The organism is Cellulomonas sp. S1-8, from assembly GCF_026184235.1.
Taxonomy (GTDB): domain Bacteria; phylum Actinomycetota; class Actinomycetes; order Actinomycetales; family Cellulomonadaceae; genus Cellulomonas.
Genome location: NZ_CP110806.1, coordinates 3,342,729 through 3,358,223 on the forward strand (window position 1 = coordinate 3,342,729; position 15,495 = coordinate 3,358,223).

The 15,495-nt window shown below is 76.6% G+C and carries 12 protein-coding genes and 3 pseudogenes; 6 read left to right on the top strand and 9 right to left on the bottom strand.

Annotation, left to right across the window (positions count from 1 at the left end; all coding sequences use genetic code 11):
• Positions 1–27 precede the first annotated feature (27 nt).
• Together OKX07_RS15105 and OKX07_RS15110 are read right to left on the bottom strand one after the other, a co-directional pair.
• Positions 28–1,328 (bottom strand): annotated as a pseudogene (locus tag OKX07_RS15105) (geranylgeranyl reductase family protein).
• A gap of 280 nt (positions 1,329–1,608) precedes the next feature.
• A pseudogene (locus OKX07_RS15110) lies at positions 1,609–2,300 on the bottom strand (demethylmenaquinone methyltransferase).
• Positions 2,301–2,413: 113 nt separating this feature from the next.
• On the opposite strand from OKX07_RS15110, the gene OKX07_RS15115 reads away from it, so the two are divergent.
• The gene (locus OKX07_RS15115; protein ID WP_265628833.1) at positions 2,414–3,463 is read left to right on the top strand and encodes a TRM11 family SAM-dependent methyltransferase; all 1,050 of its coding nucleotides are present in this window, start codon (positions 2,414–2,416) and stop codon (positions 3,461–3,463) included.
• A gap of 111 nt (positions 3,464–3,574) precedes the next feature.
• On the top strand, positions 3,575–4,852 hold the full coding sequence (locus tag OKX07_RS15120) for an isochorismate synthase (RefSeq protein WP_322746791.1): 1,278 nt from the start codon (positions 3,575–3,577) through the stop codon (positions 4,850–4,852).
• Positions 4,853–5,063: 211 nt separating this feature from the next.
• Here OKX07_RS15120 and OKX07_RS15125 read toward each other — a convergent pair whose 3' ends face one another.
• From OKX07_RS15125 to OKX07_RS15135, 3 genes are all read right to left on the bottom strand, one after another.
• Positions 5,064–6,764, bottom strand: a complete 1,701-nt coding sequence (locus OKX07_RS15125; RefSeq protein ID WP_265628834.1) for a trypsin-like peptidase domain-containing protein — start codon at positions 6,762–6,764, stop codon at positions 5,064–5,066.
• A gap of 107 nt (positions 6,765–6,871) precedes the next feature.
• Positions 6,872–8,443 carry a 2-succinyl-5-enolpyruvyl-6-hydroxy-3-cyclohexene-1-carboxylic-acid synthase gene (gene menD / locus OKX07_RS15130; protein ID WP_322746792.1) on the bottom strand — a complete coding sequence of 524 codons (1,572 nt, stop codon included), beginning with the start codon at positions 8,441–8,443 and terminating at the stop codon, positions 6,872–6,874.
• Positions 8,444–8,829: 386 nt separating this feature from the next.
• Positions 8,830–9,786 carry an o-succinylbenzoate synthase gene (locus tag OKX07_RS15135; RefSeq protein WP_265628801.1) on the bottom strand — a complete coding sequence of 319 codons (957 nt, stop codon included), beginning with the start codon at positions 9,784–9,786 and terminating at the stop codon, positions 8,830–8,832.
• 130 nt (positions 9,787–9,916) lie between these two features.
• Here OKX07_RS15135 and OKX07_RS15140 point away from each other — a divergent pair, with 130 nt between their 5' ends.
• Positions 9,917–10,900 carry a 1,4-dihydroxy-2-naphthoyl-CoA synthase gene (locus OKX07_RS15140; protein ID WP_265628802.1) on the top strand — a complete coding sequence of 328 codons (984 nt, stop codon included), beginning with the start codon at positions 9,917–9,919 and terminating at the stop codon, positions 10,898–10,900.
• 32 nt (positions 10,901–10,932) lie between these two features.
• Here OKX07_RS15140 and OKX07_RS15145 read toward each other — a convergent pair whose 3' ends face one another.
• The 3 genes and pseudogenes from OKX07_RS15145 to OKX07_RS15155 all read right to left on the bottom strand — a co-directional run.
• A complete protein-coding gene (locus OKX07_RS15145) occupies positions 10,933–11,121 on the bottom strand; it encodes a hypothetical protein (protein ID WP_265628803.1) in 189 nt (62 codons plus the stop codon).
• Between the two features lie 157 nt (positions 11,122–11,278).
• Positions 11,279–11,776 (bottom strand): DUF3048 C-terminal domain-containing protein, encoded by a 498-nt coding sequence (locus OKX07_RS15150; RefSeq protein WP_265628835.1) that lies wholly within the window; start codon positions 11,774–11,776, stop codon positions 11,279–11,281.
• Between the two features lie 59 nt (positions 11,777–11,835).
• Positions 11,836–12,366, bottom strand: a pseudogene (locus OKX07_RS15155) (DUF3048 domain-containing protein); the annotation flags it as partial.
• Positions 12,367–12,586: 220 nt separating this feature from the next.
• On the opposite strand from OKX07_RS15155, the gene menE reads away from it, so the two are divergent.
• Positions 12,587–13,744, top strand: coding sequence for an o-succinylbenzoate--CoA ligase (gene menE / locus OKX07_RS15160; protein ID WP_265628806.1), 1,158 nt, complete (start codon positions 12,587–12,589; stop codon positions 13,742–13,744).
• A 29-nt stretch (positions 13,745–13,773) separates the two neighbouring features.
• Positions 13,774–14,643, top strand: coding sequence for a 1,4-dihydroxy-2-naphthoate polyprenyltransferase (locus tag OKX07_RS15165; protein WP_265628807.1), 870 nt, complete (start codon positions 13,774–13,776; stop codon positions 14,641–14,643).
• 89 nt (positions 14,644–14,732) lie between these two features.
• On the opposite strand, the gene OKX07_RS15170 is transcribed toward OKX07_RS15165, so the two are convergent.
• Positions 14,733–15,026, bottom strand: coding sequence for a DUF4229 domain-containing protein (locus OKX07_RS15170; protein WP_265628808.1), 294 nt, complete (start codon positions 15,024–15,026; stop codon positions 14,733–14,735).
• 41 nt (positions 15,027–15,067) lie between these two features.
• On the opposite strand from OKX07_RS15170, the gene OKX07_RS15175 reads away from it, so the two are divergent.
• Positions 15,068–15,493, top strand: a complete 426-nt coding sequence (locus tag OKX07_RS15175; protein ID WP_265628836.1) for a PLD nuclease N-terminal domain-containing protein — start codon at positions 15,068–15,070, stop codon at positions 15,491–15,493.
• Positions 15,494–15,495 lie beyond the last annotated feature (2 nt).

Here is a 15,495-nt window from a genome sequence, read left to right on the forward strand (position 1 = left end):
CCGTGCCGTCGCTGCCCGTGCGCCGGCTCATGCGTCCGGCGCCAGTCGGGTGAGCGCGGCGATCACGCGGTCGACCACGTCACCCCCGCGCGGCTCGTAGCAGTCGGCCAGCAGCTTGAGCACGAACTTCATGAGCAGGGGCCGCGGCAGACCGTACCGCGTGCACAGGTGCATGACCTGCGGGTGCTCGATCAGCGCCACGAAGATCCGCCCCAGCGTGTAGTACCCGCCGAGGTCGTCCTTCATGCGGTGCTGGTACGTCGCCAGGGCGCGCTCGCGTCCCGCGGCCGACCCGCGGGCCAGCCCTGCGCGATGGCGTCGGCCGCGACCCGGCCCGCCTGCAGGCCGTACGCGATGCCCTCGCCGTTGAACGGGCTGACCATGCCGGCGGCGTCGCCCGCGAGCATCAGCCCGTCCGCGTAGAGCGGGCCGCGGTTGAAGCCCATCGGGAGGGCCGCACCGCGCACGGGACCCATCTGGTTGTCGGGGGTGAACTCCCACTCGGCGGGCGCGTTGGCCATCCAGCGGGCGAACAGGTCCTTGTAGTCGACCTTGGTCGCCGCGGCCGTCGAGCTCACCGACCCGAGCCCGACGTTGGCGGTCCCGTCGCCGAGCGAGAAGATCCAGCCGTACCCGGGCATGAGGTTCGAGCGGCCCGGGGCGCCGTCCCACAGCTCGAGGTGCGACTCCATCCACGGGTCGTCGTGCCGCGGGGTGCGGAAGTAGGTGCGGACCGCCACGCCCATCGGGCGGTCGTCGCGCTTGGCGCGGCCGACGGCGGTCGCGAGGCGTGCCGACACCCCGTCGGCGGCGATGACGACGGGGGCGCGGTACGTGGCCTCGTCGCCGGCGTCGCCCGTGCGGCGGCCGTCGGCGTCGACCGACCGTGCCCGGACGCCGACGACCCGGCCCGTGCGCTCGTCACGCACCGGTCCCGTGACGGACGTGCCCTCGAGCAGCTTGGCACCCGCGGCGCGGGCGTACTCGGCCAGCGTCTGGTCGAACGACACGCGCGACTTCGCGAGCCCGTAGGAGGGGTAGCTCGACAGCTCGGGCCATGGCAGCTCGAGGCGGTGGCCGCCGCCGATGACACGCAGACCGGCGTTGCGGATCCAGCCGTCCTGCTCGCGGATCGGGACGCCCATGCGGACGAGCTCGGCCACCGCGCGCGGGGTGAGGCCGTCGCCGCAGATCTTGTCGCGCGGGAAGGTCGCCTTCTCCAGCAGGAGGACGTCGAGCCCCGCGGCGGCGCAGTGGTAGGCCGCCGAGGCCCCGGTCGGACCGGCGCCGACGACGATGACGTCGGCGTCATCGGTCGTTCCGTCCACCTGGTCACCCCACTTGTGACGATGTTCACGTGCAGCTTCGGCGAGTGTATCCAGCGCCTCCGGACCTGTCTGCGAAGGGTTGGCTTACCTCAGCAGCAGGACCGGACCATGGTCCCCCACGGCGGCGCCGAACAGGCGTCACACGCACCGGGAGCGCCCGGGCGCGCCCGTGCTCCCGCGCCCTCGCGGGCGGCCGACCCTCATCGTCCACCACGCGGCCGCAGCCCGCAGGACGGGCGCGCGCACCGCACACCCGCGCCGCAGGACGCGGGCGAACGGCTCAGGGTCGACGGGCGCGGTGCAGCGCGACGACCCCGCCCGTGAGGTTCCGGAACGCGACCTGGTCCCAGCCCGCGCCACGCACCAGCAGGCCCAGCTCGCGCTGGTCCGGCCACTCGCGGATCGACTCGGCGAGGTACACGTACGCGTCCGGCTCCTTCGACACCGCGCGGGCGACCGGCGGCAGGGCACGCATGAGGTAGTTCGTGTAGACGGTGCGGAACGGCGCAAACGTCGGCCGGGAGAACTCGCACACGACCATGCGTCCACCCGGACGGGTCACGCGCAGCAGCTCGCGCAGCGCCGCGTCCACGTCGGACACGTTGCGCAGGCCGAACGACATCGTCACCGCGTCGAACGACGCGTCGGCGAACGGCAGGTGCAGCGCGTCGCCCGCGACGAACGGCAGGTCGGGCGCCGGCGGCGGCCGACCCGCAGCATCCCGGTCGACAGGTCGCACGGCACGACGTGCACGCCCGCGTCGGCGAGCGGCTCGCTCGACGTGCCGGTGCCCGCCGCGAGGTCCAGGACCGTCTCGCCGCGCTGGGCGTCCAGGGCGGAGAGCGTCGCCCTGCGCCACGCACGGTCCTGGCCCAGGGAGATGACGTCGTTGGTGATGTCGTACCGGTGCGCGACCGCGTCGAACATGGCGGCGACGTCGCGAGGGTCCTTGTCGAGGGCGGCGCGTGGCATGCGCCCATCGTCGCAGGTCCGCGTGGTCGGCTGCGCACCCGGCTCGGGTAGCGTGCGGCGGGACGGCGCCGGTGGGCGTCGTCGTCGCACCGACCTCGGGGGCCCGTCCACCCATGCCGCAGTACGCGATCCTCGTCCAGCCCTCGGCGAACCGGGTGTACTCGCAGCACGCTGCGCGCCTCACGCGCAACGAGCTCCTCGCCCTCGACGGGCTGCTCCTCGACGGCCGCCTGGCCGCGGCGGGCGAGCCCGAGGAGCGCACGATGGGCGGGGTCCCGTACCTCGTCCTGCCGACGCCGGCCCTGACCGCGGACGACCTGGCCGTGCTGGCCAACCTGTCCTCGCTGTTCGCCCTGTTCGAGCTGAACGACGACGGCACGCTTCGCCCGCTGGAGCTGGCCCGCCTCGACCGCTATGACGACGACCTGCTGACGATCCTCAAGTACATCGGCAAGACCAACGAGCAGCTCACGCGCCTGCTGCTCAACCTCACGGCGGCCGCGGCGCTGCCCGTCCAGGACTTCCTGCACTCCCGCGTGCGGGTGCTCGACCCCGTGTGCGGGCGCGGCACCACGCTGAACCAGGCCCTGATGTACGGCTGGGACGCGTACGGCGTCGACACGGACCGGCGCGACGTCGAGGCGTACACCGCGTTCGCGGACCGCTGGCTGCAGGACAAGCGCCTCAAGCACCGGTCGCGCAGCACGCGCGTGCGCGTGGCCGGCAAGAACCTGGGCCGACGCACGACGTTCGAGCTCGCCCCGACCAAGGAGCTCTACCGCGCCGGCGACGTGCAGACGCTCGAGATCACGCAGGGCGACACGCTCGACGCCGACCGGATGTACCGGGCCGGGTCCTTCGACCTCGTCGTCGCCGACGCGCCGTACGGCATCCAGCACGGGTCCGTGACCGGCCCGCGCACCCCGTCCCGGTCGCCGCAGGCTCTGCTGACGGACGCGATCCCGGTGTGGGCGGGCCTGCTGCGCCGCGGCGGCGCCATGGGCCTGTCCTGGAACACCAAGGTCCTGCCGCGCGCGGACCTGCTCGCGATGCTCACCGACGCGGGGCTCGAGCCGCTCGACGACGCGCCGCTGCTGGACCTCGCGCACCGCGTCGACCACGCGATCGAGCGCGACCTCGTGGTGGCGCGCAAGCCCGGGTGAGACGGACGTCGCACCCCCACGACAGGGGGCGGGACGTCGTGAGGACCTACCCTGGACGGCGATGAGCACGTCGCCCAGCGCCCCCGCGACCGGGGGCATCCCCGGCCCCTCGTGGTGCGCACGGTCGAGTGCGCCGACCTGCCCACCGGCGGGTCCCCCGACCCGGCCGACCTGCTCGACCTGCTCGGACCCGACGCACCCCTCGCCTGGGTGCGGCGCGGTGACGGGCTCGTCGCGTGGGGCGAGGCCGTGCGCGTCGAGGTGCACGGCGCCGACCGGTTCGCCGCCGCCGAGCGCGCGTGGCGGGAGGTGCTCGCGCACGCGATCGTCCGCGACGAGGTGCAGCTGCCCGGCAGCGGGCCCGTCGCGTTCGGCTCCTTCGCGTTCGACGACGACTCCGCCGCGGGCGGCGTGATCGTCGTGCCGCGCGTCGTCGTCGGACGCCGCGACGGGCGCACGTGGCTCACCACCGTGAGCACGGTCGGCGAGCTCGGCCCCGCGCCGCGGCTGCGCGACGTCGTGCCCGCGCGCACCCCCGCCCACCCGCCCGGCGAGGTGACGTACACCGACGGCGCCGTCGACGCCGAGGCGTGGCTCGAGGTCGTCGCCCGCGGGGTCTGCGCGATCCGTGAGGGCGAGGTGGAGAAGGTCGTCCTCGCACGCGACGTGCACGCCCGCACCGAGCACCCGCTCGACGTCCGGTGGGCGCTGCAGCGCCTCGCGGACCGGTACCGGTCGTGCTGGACGTTCAGCGTCGACGGCATGATCGGTGCCACGCCCGAGCTGCTGGTGCGCTCCGAGCGCGGCCTCGTCACGTCGCGCGTGCTCGCGGGCACGATCCGGCGCACGGGCGACGACGACGCGGACATGGGCCGCGCCGCGATCCTCGCGCACTCCTCCAAGGACCTCGAGGAGCACGAGTACGCGGTCTCGTCCGTCGCGCGCGCGCTCGCCCCCTTCTGCTCGTCGTCGAACGTCCCCGACGTGCCGTTCGTGCTGTCCCTGCCGAACGTGCTCCACCTCGCGTCCGACGTCACCGGCGTGCTGAGCGCCCCCCGCGGCGACGACGCGCACCCCTCGTCGCTCGCGCTCGCCGCCGCGCTGCACCCCTCGGCCGCCGTGTGCGGCACGCCGACGCAGGCGGCACGCGCCCTCATCACCCGCATCGAGGGCATGGACCGCGGCCGCTACGCCGGTCCCGTCGGCTGGTTCGGCGCCGACGGCGACGGCGAGTGGGGCATCGCGCTGCGCTCCGCCGAGGTGGACCGGGACGACCCGCGCCGGCTGCGGCTGTTCGCCGGGTGCGGCGTCGTCGCCGCGTCCGACCCGGCCGCCGAGCTCGCCGAGTCCCGCGCCAAGCTCGTCCCCATGCGCCACGCCCTGTCCTGAGCCGCCGCCCCGCAGGGCTGGATCGACCTCTCGCCGGGGGTGGGACGCACGAGGGCCCGCCGCGAGAGGGGATGCCCACGGCGGGCCCAGCGGTGCGTGCCGGCCCCTGCGGGCGCACGCACGGGCACGACCCTGCGGGCCTGCCCCGGTCTCTGTTGCCAGGTCGGACGACGGTCGGTCCCCGGCGCGGTGGCCGGGGACCGACCGGGACTCAGCCCTGGCCCTCCTGCTGCTGCTGCTCCTGCAGCCACTCCCAGAACTGCTCGGGAGTCATGCCACCGGGCATGGTGCCCTCGTCACCCGGGTCCGGCGCAGGCTGCTCGCCCTCGCCCTCGCCCTGGTCGTCCGGGGCCTGCTCGCCCTGACCCTCGTCGCCCTGACCCGGCTGCGACTGACCGAAGTCGTCGGGGCGCGTCGCGAGCGTGACGTCGAGCTCGACGGCGCGGCCGTCGCGGACGACGGTGAGCGTGACGTCGTCGCCGGACGTCAGCGAGCGGACGAACGCCGTGAGCGACTCGGCACCGCCGACCGGGTCGTCCCCGATCGCGACGATGACGTCACCGTCCTGCACGGCGGCCTCGGCGGCCGGCGAGCCCTCGCTGACCGACTCCACGACCGCGCCGCGGCGCGTGACGCCGTCGGCGGTCGCCGTGCCGTCGGACAGCGTGACGCCGAGGAACGCGTGCTCCGCCTGCCCGTCCTCGATGAGCTGCGCCGCGATGTTCCGGGCCAGGTCCACCGGGATCGCGAACCCGAGGCCGATCGACCCTGACTGCTGGCTGAGCGTCGCGATCGACGACGTGATGCCGATGACCCGGCCCGTCGCGTCGAACAGCGGACCGCCGGAGTTGCCGGGGTTGATCGCGGCGTCGATCTGGACCGCGTTCGTCACGGCGGCCTCGCCGCCGACCTCCTGCGTCGAGACGGGGCGGTTCAGGGCCGAGACGATGCCCGTGGTCACCGTGTTGGCCAGACCCAGCGGGTTGCCGACCGCCATGACCGGGTCGCCGACCGTGACGTCGTCGGAGTCCCCGAACGCAGCCGCCTGGAGGTCGTCGGGGGCGTCGACGACCTGCAGGACCGCGAGGTCCGTGCTCGCGTCGGTGCCCACGACCTCGGCCTCGAGCATGCGGCCGTCGGTCAGCGTGACCTGGACGTTGCCCTGGGCGCCGGCGACGACGTGGTTGTTGGTCACGACGTGACCGTCGTCGTCGATGATGACGCCGGAGCCCTGACCGCCGCCCGACTGCGTCTGCACGTCGATCGCGACGACGGACGCCTGCACGGCGGACGCGACGGCCTGCCAGTTGGGGTTCTCGGTGCTCGAGCCGGACACGGGGACCTGGTCGGTCTCCGTGCGGCCGACGTCGGCGAGCGACGCGGAGCGCACCGGGTCGCTCGCCCCGGCCAGGACGTCGAGGCCGCCGAGGCTCGCGACGGAGCCACCGCCGACCAGGAGGCCGACGGCCGCGGCCGACGCGATCCACACCCAGGCGCGCGACCGGCGCCGCGGTGCGGGGTCGGCGGGTGCGGCCCACGGGTCGGTGGGCGGTGGTACGGCGCCCGGGGGCACCTGGCCGGGTGCGGCCGCCGTGCCCGGCGACCAGGGGTTCGTCCCGGGCGCGCCGGCGACAGGGTGGTCGGTGGCGGGGTGGTCGACGACCGGGTGGTCGGTGGCGGGGTGGTCGGTGGCGGGTGCGCCACCGCCCACGGTCACGGGCCGCCGGGCGGCGCGCTGTGCGGCCTCGTACCGCGCCCAGTGCTGCGCGGGCGTCAGCCGGGCGGCGGGGTCGTCGGCGGGTGCCGGAGGCGGCTGGACCGCGAGCGGCTGCGTCGCGTCGTGCGCCGGCAGCGGCTGGGTCGGGTGGTCCTGCGGGTGGCTGCCCGGTTGCGGCTGAGGTGTGGTGGTCATGGGTGCCTCCTTGTCGGACTCCATGAGACACCCGGGTCCTGGGATCGCGCTCGCTGCCACCTGGACGTTTGCTGTGAGATCCCGCGGACGACCCCGCGCGACCGAGGTCAGGCCAGCGGCGACAGGGCCTTGTCGACGGCGGCGGCGACCTCGGCCTGGAGGCGCTCGACGAGCGACCGTCGGTGCGTGCGGTCCACCCGCACCTCGACGACGCTCGTCCCGGTGCCCGGCGCCGCGAGGGCGGGCAGCAGCCCCTCGGTGTCCACGACGCGCGTGTGCCGCACCCCGTACCCCGCGCACAGCGCCGCGACGTCCACGCCGTGCGGCGTCGCGAACACCCGCTCGAACACGTCGGCCCGGTCCGGCTCACCGGGCTCGAGCGTCGTGAACACCGAGCCGCCGTCGTCGTTCGCGACCACGATCTGCAGGTCCACGGTCGGCTCCGCGGGCCCACGCAGCAGCCCTCCGACGTCGTGCAGGAACGTCAGGTCGCCCAGGTAGGCGCGCACCCGGCGGTGCGGCAGGGCGAGCGCGACTCCGGTGGCCGTGGCGATCGTGCCGTCGATCCCGGCCAGCCCGCGGTTGGCGAGCACGAGGGGCGCGAGGTCCCAGCGCGCGACGAGGTCGAGGTCCCGCACCGGGTTCGACGACCCCACGACGAGCACGTCGTCCGGTGCGCTCGCCCGTGCCACGGCGCGCGCGAGCGCCCAGCCGCTGACCCGGGGGCCGCTGCGGGACCGGCGCGCGTCCTCCGGCGTGTCGAGCAGCCCCGCCAGGACGTCCTGCGCGGCCGCGTCCGCGGTGCGCCACGCGTCGAGCCAGCCCGCGGGCGCGCCGACGCGTCCCTGCCGCATGCGCGGCGGCACCTCGAGCAGCACCTGGGACGCGTTGCGCGCCGCGTCGGGCCAGTCCGTGCCGCGCGGCGCGACGACGAGCACCTCGACGTCCGGGCGGGCCAGCAGCTGCTGCACGGGCCGCGTGAGCGTCGGGCGCCCCAGCACGACGACGCGCCCGACCCGGCCGCCGAGGCGGTCGTCGGCGAGCAGCAGCCGGTAGGCCGCGACGGCGCTGGGTCCCTGCCGCGCCCCCGACGACGGCTCCGCGAGCAGCGGCCAGCCGTTGGCCTCGGCGAGCCGCGCCGCGCCGGGACCGGCGCCGTCGCCCGCCACGACGACGGTCGGGACGGCGCCGCGCGCCCGCCGCGAGGGGCGCGCGCGGTCGTCGGCGAGGTCGTCGGTCGCCTCGACCACGAGCGGCTGGGCGTCCGTGAGGGCCGCCGCCGGCTCGGCGGGCTGGGCGCGACCGGCGACGTGCGTGAGCCCCGCGACCGACGGCGCGGGCCAGGGCTCGTCGCCCGGCACGAGCGGCTCACGGAACGCGAGGTTGAGGTGCACCGGGCCGGGGTCGCCCGTGCGGGCGCCGGTCGCGGCGGCGAGCGCACGCGAGACCGTGCGGCGCAGGTCGCGGTCCTCACCGGTCCGCCCCGTGGGGGCGGGCACGTCGACCGCGAGGCGGACCGAGGACGTGAACAGCTGGGCCTGCTCCGTCGTCTGGTTGGCGCCCGTGCCGCGCAGCTCGTGCGGGCGGTCGGCCGTGAGGAGCACGAGGGGCAGGCCCGCGTGGTGCGCCTCGAGGACCGCCGGGTGCAGGTTCGCGACCGCCGTCCCCGACGTCGTCACGACGGCGACCGGCCGGGCAGGGCCGGGGCCGCGCGCCCGCGTGCGCGGACGCCTTCGCCAGCCCGAGGGCGAGGAACCCGGCGTCGCGCTCGTCGACGCGGACGTGCAGGCGCAGCGCGGGGGCGCCGGCGGGACGCTCGTCGTCGGGGCGGGCCGCGTCGGCGAACGCGTACGCCAGCGGGGCGCTGCGCGAGCCGGGCGCGAGCACGACGTCGCGCACCCCGAGCGACGCGAGCGCCTGCACGAGGACCCGAGCCGCGGCGACGGCCGGCACCGGCTCGCCGGACGCGCCGGCCGGCGCGAGGGGCCGGAGGTGCGCCGGCGGCGGCGCGGCGCAGGCGGGTCCTCGGGGACGGGGGTCACGTCGCCATCATGCCCGAGCGCCATCATGCCCGAGCGCGCACGGCGGCGAGGCGCGCGCCCCAGCGTGCGGCGAGCGCCGGCTCGGCTGCCGCGGCCGCCAGCAGGTCCGCCGTCGGCAGCGGCCGCCGCACCTCGATCCGGCCGTCGCGCGGCAGCAGGGGGTCGGCCACGAGGTCCTGCGCGAGCAGCGCCGCCGTGGCCAGGCCGCACGCGTACGGCAGCTCGGGCAGGGCGGCGGCCAGCGCGAGCCCGGCGGCGAGCCCGACGGACGACTCGAGCGCGGACGACACCACCACCGGCAGCCCGACCTGCTCGGCGAGCCGCAGGCACGCGCGCACGCCGCCGAGCGGCTGCACCTTGAGCACGACGACGTCGGCGGCGTGCTGCCGCACGACCGCGAGCGGGTCGTCGCCGAGGCGGATCGCCTCGTCGGCGGCGATCGGCACGCGCGTGCGGCGGCGCAGCGCGGCGAGCGCCTCGACGCCCGGCACGGGCTGCTCGGCGTACTCGAGCCCGCCCGCGGCGTGGTCGAGGGCGTCCAGGCGCGTCGCCGCGGTGTCGACGTCCCAGGCGGCGTTCGCGTCCACCCGGATCGCGCCGTCGGGGCCGAGGGCGTCGCGCACCGCCTCGAGCCGGGCCTCGTCGGCGCCCGCGGGCTGCCCGGGCTCCGCGACCTTGACCTTGGCGGTGCGGCAGCCACCGGAGCCCGTGACGATGCGGTGCGCGTGCTCGGGGTCGACGGCCGGGACGGTCACGTTGACGGGCACGTGCGTGCGCACGGCGGGGGGCCAGCCCTCGTCGGCGGCCTCGCGCGCCGCGCGCCACCAGCGCGCCGCTGTCGCGTCGTCGTAGTCCCAGAAGGGGCTGAACTCGCCCCACCCGGCGTCGCCGCGCACGAGCACGCCGTCGCGGCGCGTCAGCCCGCGGAACCGGGTGCGCAGCGGCACGTCCCACACGACGAGACCCGGCAGCGCACCCACCCCCCCAGGCTAAGCCGCCGCCCCCACCCCTCCGCCCCCACCCCGGCGACCGGAACCCGGGTCACCGCAACGGCCGCCGGACGGTGACCCCGGTTCCGGTCGGCGGGGGGCGGGCGCCTACCCTGGGGCGGTGAGTGAGAGCGGCACGTCTGCCCCCCTGCCCGCGCGCGTCTCGGAGACGTTCGACCCGACCCGGTGGCGCGACGTCGCGGGGTTCGAGCACCTCACGGACGTCACCTACCACCGGGGGCGGGCGCGGCCCACGGCCGAGCAGGCCGCCGCGGGTGCGGTCGAGCGCGACCTGCCCGTGGTCCGGGTCGCGTTCCACCGTCCCGAGGTCCGCAACGCGTTCCGGCCGGGCACGGTCGACGAGCTGTACGCCGTGCTCGACCACGCCCGCACGACGTCCGACGTGGGCACGGTGCTGCTCACCGGCAACGGGCCGTCCCCCAAGGACGGCGGGTGGGCGTTCTGCTCCGGCGGCGACCAGCGCATCCGCGGCCGTGACGGCTACCGGTACGCCGACGGTGACACGGCCGACGCCGTCGACCCGGCGCGCGCGGGCCGGCTGCACATCCTCGAGGTGCAGCGGCTGATGCGGACGATGCCGAAGGTCGTCGTCGCGCTCGTCAACGGGTGGGCGGCCGGCGGCGGGCACTCGCTGCACGTCGTCGCGGACCTGACGATCGCCAGCCGCGAGCATGCGCGCTTCAAGCAGACCGACGCGAACGTCGGGTCGTTCGACGGCGGGTACGGCTCGGCGCTGCTGGCGCGGCAGGTGGGGCAGAAGCGGGCGCGGGAGATCTTCTTCCTGGCGCGGGAGTACTCGGCGGACGACGCCCACGCGTGGGGTGCCGTGAACGACGTCGTCGACCACGCGGACCTCGAGGACGCCGGGCTCGAGTACGCGCGGATCATCGCGACCAAGTCCCCGCAGGCGGTGCGGATGCTGAAGTTCGCGTTCAACCTGGCCGACGACGGGCTGGCCGGGCAGCAGGTCTTCGCGGGCGAGGCGACGCGCCTGGCGTACATGACGGACGAGGCCGTCGAGGGGCGCGACGCGTTCCTGCAGCGGCGCGACCCGGACTGGTCCGGGTTCCCGTACGCCTACTGACCGACGAGGTCAGGGGTCGCCGGGGCTCGACGTCAGGCGGCTCCCGCCCACGACGCGAGGTCGACGACGGTGGCGAGCATCGCCCCGCCGCCGACGAGCAGCGCGACGAGGACGATGCCGGCGAGCACGACGGCGACCGCCGAGCGGACCGAGTGGTCCTCGGGGCCGCGCGCCGGGCGGGCGGGACGGACGGTGACGGGGAACGACGTGTGAGCGGCCATGGCTCCAGCGTGGTCCGCACCGGCACCCCGCCGCGTCGCCCTGCGGGCCCGGCGTGCGCACCGCGCCGTCCACCCCGCGACGGCCCCTCGTACGTCGCCAGGACGACGGCGCGGCGTCCGACGTCCTCCCGGGGTATCGACCCGGACGGACGCGCGATCAGGACGTGGTCAGCGACCCGCTGCCCGCGGGCACGAGCTCGACCCAGGTGTTGCCCGGTGCGAGCGTCGCCTCGGACCCGTCGGCCAGGAACAGCCGCATCGGCTGGTCCTGCGCGTCCTTCTGCCAGCGCGCGGCGACGACCTTGCCGCCGGTCGCCACGACGGCGTCCCCGGACCCGACGAGCTCGTACGTCGGGACAGCCGCGCCGCCCTGCGCACCGAACCCGGTGGCCGGGTGACCCGCGGTGATCGAGACGACGTTGACGGCCGAGAGCCGCGCACCGCTCGCACCCGTGGCCGGCGACCCGCCCTCCGAGCGCAGCCACGTGCCGCTGCCCGCGTCCCAGCTCCACACCGGGTTCGACTGGCCCGACAGGCGGAAGTCCAGCGTGCCGGCCGGGGCACCCGCGACGACGGCGGCCGCGCGGTCCGCGGACCGCGCGAACGCGAACTGCTCGCCCGGTGCCGTCCGGCCCGCCTCGGCGATCCCCACCACTCGCGCAGCGAGCCGTAGACGTTGTGCGGCGCGGACCGGCCGCGGACGCGGTACAGCCCCGGTGCGCCGGCGTCGTGCGAGACCATCTGGACCCCGGAGGCGGTGACGAGGTCGAGGATGCCCGGCTGGCCGCCGGAGAACGCGAGGAGCCCGCCCAGGGGCGCCACGATCAGGGGGTCCATCGGACGGACCGACCGGATCGGCCCGACCTCCTCGGGAGCCTGGGAGTGGAACACGGCCACGAACCGGGAGACCTCGAACTCGACGATGGTCTCCCAGACCACGTCCGCCTGCTCCAGGCCGGACTGCGGGCGGGCCGACGACGTGTTCTCGATCTTCACCGCGATCGCCGGGCGCGGGTCGGGGGCGCCTGCGACACCCGTCAGCGGCCACGTCGGAGGCACCTCGGGGACGGGGACGGCCTGCTTGTCGACGGCGACGTCCGCACGGGACGTCACCGTCGGCCCGGGCTGCACCGTCGCGGGCGATCCGCACGCGGCGAGCGCGAGCAGCGCACCGACCGCCACCAGCCCACCGGACCGGTCACGCCACCTGCGCGTCGCACCCCTGCCTGCCGACCTCGCTGCCATCCGTCTCTCTCCGTCCCCCGCCGCGGCGGCGATCTCGCACTCGCGCGTCGGCGGGCGCCCCTGGGGCACCCGCCCGGGCGCGCCGGACCGCGCGCCACTCTACGGGTCGCGGCCCCACCTCCGGTTGCGCCACCCCGGGGGACGTGCTTGCACCGCCGGGGCGCGCCCTGGCGGCTCGCCTCCCGGCGCGCACGCCGCACGGACGACCTACGCTGTGCGGGTGGACCGGCCGCTGCGCGACGTGCCCGCGCAGGCGCGGGACCTCGTCACCGCGCTGGTCGCGGCGCTGGACGGCACCGGCCCGGCGGTGCGGGCCCTCGACGAGCCCGTCCCCGGGCCGGCGTCCCGCGTGCCCGCGGACGTCGCGGTGGTGGTGCGGACGTCCGGGTCGACCGGTCACCCGCGGGACGTGATGCTGTCCGCGGCGGCGTTGCGCGCCTCCGCCGACGCGACCGCGGCCCGGCTCGCGGGCCCGGGCTCGTGGCTGCTGGCGCTGCCCGTGCACCACGTCGCGGGTCTCCAGGTCCTCCTGCGGGCGCTGCTGGCCGGTCGGGAGCCGACGACGCTGCCCGCGGGTCCGTTCCGCGCCCCCGTCTTCACGGGCGCCGCGCTCGCCGCGACCGACGGGCCCGGTCCGCACTACACCTCGCTCGTGCCGACGCAGGTGGTGCGCGTGCTCGACGACCCGGACGCGACCGCCGCGGCCCTCGCGTTCGACGCGATCCTCGTGGGCGGTGCCGCCTGCCCCCCGCCGCTGCTCGCCCGCGCCCGCGCCGCGGGGCTGCGCCTCGTCACCACCTACGGCATGACGGAGACCTGCGGCGGCTGCGTGTACGACGGGCGCCCGCTGGACGGTGTCGAGGTGGCCGTCGACGCGGAGCACCGCATCGCGCTCACCGGCCCCACGCTCGCGACCGGCTACCTGCACCGGCCCGACCTCGACGCGACGACGTTCGTCACGACGGGCGGTCGGCGCTGGCTGCGCACCGCCGACCGCGGCCGCCTCGACGACGGCCTGCTGCACGTCCTCGGCCGGCTCGACGACGTGCTCGTGTCGGGCGGCGTGAAGGTCGACCCGCTGGCGGTCGAGGAGGTCGTCGCGGGCTTCGCGGACGTGCGCGAGGTGTGCGTCGTCGGTGTGCCGGACCAGCACTGGGGGCAGTCCGTGGTGGCGGTCGTCGTGACGCGGGACGGTGCGGTGCCGCCGCTGACGGCGCTGCGCACGGCCGTCGCGTCGGCCCTCGGGCCGGCCAGCGCACCACGGCAGGTCGTCGTCGTCGACGAGCTGCCGATGCGGGGCCCCGGCAAGCCGGACCGCCGGGCCGTCGCGCGGCTCGCCACGCAGCGCATGACGTCGCCCCCGCCGACCGCCCCTTGAACGACCACACCCCCACCGACAGGAGCACGATGGCCACCGCCACCGACTGGGTCGCCGGTGCGCGACCCCGCACCCTGCCCGCCGCAGTCGCGCCCGTGCTCGTCGGGACGGGCGCCGCGGCGCAGGCCGGTGACGCGCACGTGGGGCGGGCGCTGCTGGCGGCGGGCGTCGCGCTCGCGCTGCAGGTGGCCGTCAACTTCGCCAACGACTACTCCGACGGCGTGCGGGGGACGGACGTCGACCGGGTCGGGCCGATGCGGCTCACGGCCTCGGGCGCCGCCCCGCCGCGGCAGGTCCGGGGGGCCGCGTTCGCCGCGTTCGCCGTGGCCGGCGTGCTCGGGCTGTGGCTCGTCGCGCTGTCCGGGTCGTGGTGGCTGCTGGCCGTGGGCGCGCTGGCCGTGGTCGCCGCGTGGACGTACACGGGCGGACGTCGTCCCTACGGGTACCTGGGACTCGGCGAGGTCGGCGTGTTCCTGTTCTTCGGCCTCGTCGCGGTGCTCGGCACCACGTACACGCAGGTCGCAGGGGTGACGTGGCCGTCGGTGGTCGGCGCCGTCGCGATCGGGATGCTCGCGTGCGCGCTGCTCATGGCCAACAACCTGCGCGACGTGCCGACGGACGTGCTGGTCGGCAAGCGGACCCTCGCGGTGCGCCTCGGTGAGCACCGCGCGCGCCGCGTGTACGCCGTGACGGTCGTCGCCCCCGTGCTGCTCGGGGCGGTGTGCGCGATCGTCGCACCGTGGTCGCTGCTCGTGCTGCTGCTGCTCGCCCCCGCCGTGGTGCTGGCCGTCGCGGTGCTCGCCGGGGCGCGCGGCATCGCGCTGGTCCCCGTGCTCGGCGGGACGGGTCTGCTCGAGCTGGCGTTCGGCGTGCTGCTGGGGCTCGGCCTGGCCCTGTGACGCCGCCGGCCCGCGAGCCGGGCGCACGTGCTCGTGGTGCCCGATGAGCGACCTGAGCCCGGCCTCGCAGCGTCCGGGTCGTCCAGGGGCTACGCGTCGCTGTCGTGCGGCGAGGGCGAGCGGTGGATCTCGGCGTCCTCTGCGTCCGCGTCCGCGCGGGCACGCGCCCCCAGGCCCGCGCCGGCGCGGCGTCGCTCGGCGCGCGTCGCGAGGTGCAGCGCGGCGGCGTCGCGCTGCCGGGTGAGCAGGACGTACGACAGCGCGAAGGCGAGCAGGGCGCCCAGCACGGGGGCGAGCCACGACCGCATCCCGGCCCACCACAGGACGCCGGTCACGGCGAGGAAGAGGGCGAGGCGCAGCACGGAGTAGACGACGACAGGCACGTGACCAGGATAGGCGGGGCGCGCGCGTCTAAGGTGGACGAGTGCTCAGGTACCTGCCCCTCGTCGCCGTCGTCGCGTTCACGGTCTACTGCGCGTTCGACGTGCTGGGGAGCGATGCGCACCGGCGGCGCGGCCTGCCCGCCGTCGCGTGGCTCCTGATCGTGCTGGTCCCCGTCCTCGGGGGCGTGGCCTGGCTCGTCGCCGGCCGCGGCGCCTCGCCGGCGGGCGGACCGGGTCCGCGTCGCAGCGGACCGGTCGCCCCCGACGACGACCCGGAGTTCCTGTTCCGCCTGGAGCAGGAGCAGCGCCGCCGCGAGAAGACAGCCGGCCCCGCGCCGACCGGGCAGCAGTCCGGTGAGCAGGACGTGCGTGAGCAGGGCGGGCCTCCGCAGGACGACCGCCCGCAGGACGGGCGCACCGACGACCGAGGAGCCACGGGCAGCGCCGACGGCGCACCGTCGACCTGACC